1 protein-coding gene is annotated in these 1,263 nt (G+C 78.5%); it reads left to right on the top strand.

The features are described 5' to 3' along the window. The coding region (locus AA75_RS17175) for an acyltransferase domain-containing protein (RefSeq protein ID WP_149038196.1) at positions 1-1,263 on the top strand (1,263 nt) is incomplete at both ends.

The following is a 1,263-nucleotide window of genomic DNA, read 5'->3' as shown; positions in this document are numbered from 1 at the left end:
GCGGGCGGGCGGAGCTGCTGGAGCGGCTGGACGCGCTGGCCCGGGGCCGGACGGCGCCGGGCCTGTTCACCGGCAGCGCGGCCGGGGCCGGGAAGCTGGCCTTCGTGTTCACCGGGCAGGGCAGCCAGCGGCCCGCGATGGGCCGTGAACTGTACGCCGCGCACCGGCCGTTCGCGGCGGCGTTCGACGCGGTCTGCGACGCGCTCGACCGCGGCGCCGGCCCGCGCCCCGAGCGGCCGGTCCGGGAGGTGCTGTTCGCCGCCGACGGCACGCCGGGGGCGGCGCTGCTGGAGCGCACCGACTACGCGCAGGTCGCGCTGTTCGCGCTGGAGGTGGCGCTGTTCCGCCAGTTGGAGGCCTGGGGGGTGGTGCCCGACCTGCTGCTCGGCCATTCGGTCGGCGGGATCGCGGCCGCCCACCTGGCCGGGGTCTGGTCCCTGGAGGACGCCTGCACCGTGGTCGCGGCCCGGGGGCGGCTGATGCACTCCTGCCGCTCGGACGGCGCGATGCTGGCGGTGCGCGCAGGTGAGGCCGAGGTCCGGGAGTCGCTGGCCGGGCGCGAGCACCTGGTGGCGGTGGCCGCCGTCAACGGTCCGGCCGCCACGGTGCTCTCCGGTGACCGCGCGAGCGTGCTCGACCTCGCCGGGCAGTGGGCCGGGCGCGGCCGCCCGGCCACGCTGCTGCGGGTCGCCCACGCCTTCCACTCCCCGCACATGGACGGTGCGCTGGCACGGTTCCGGGAGGTGCTCGACGGTGTCACCGCGCACCCCGCGCGGATCCCGGTGGTCTCCGACCTCACCGGGCGGCCCGCCACCGACGGCGAGCTGGCCGACCCCGGCTACTGGGCCCGGCAGCTGCGCGGCACGGTCCGTTTCCTGGACGGGATGCGCACCCTCCAGCGCAGCGGCGCCTCGCACTTCCTGGAGCTCGGTCCCGCCCCGGTGCTGACCGCGCTCGGGCACGAGTGCCTCGACCACGGTGTGCAGAGCCCGCCGGTCCTGGTGGCCGCCCAGCAGTCCGGCCGCGCCGAACCGGCCGCGCTCACCGAGGCGTTGGCCGAACTGCACGCCACCGGGGTGCCGGTCGACTGGGCCGCCCGCTGCGGCCGGGCGACGCTGGTCGACCTGCCCACCTACGCGTTCCAGCGGCGGCGGTACTGGCTGGAGCCGCCGCGGCTGCGCGGCGGCGGCCGGCCCGTCGGCGGCGGCGTGCCCGGGCGGTACTCGGTCGGCTGGCAGCGAGCAGCGGCGGCACCGGCCGCCG

The sequence above is a fragment of the Kitasatospora sp. MBT63 genome (genome assembly GCF_000710465.2).
GTDB lineage: Bacteria > Actinomycetota > Actinomycetes > Streptomycetales > Streptomycetaceae > Kitasatospora.
Note: the sequence above shows the minus strand (reverse complement) of the source record. Positions and strands in the feature narration are given on the sequence as shown.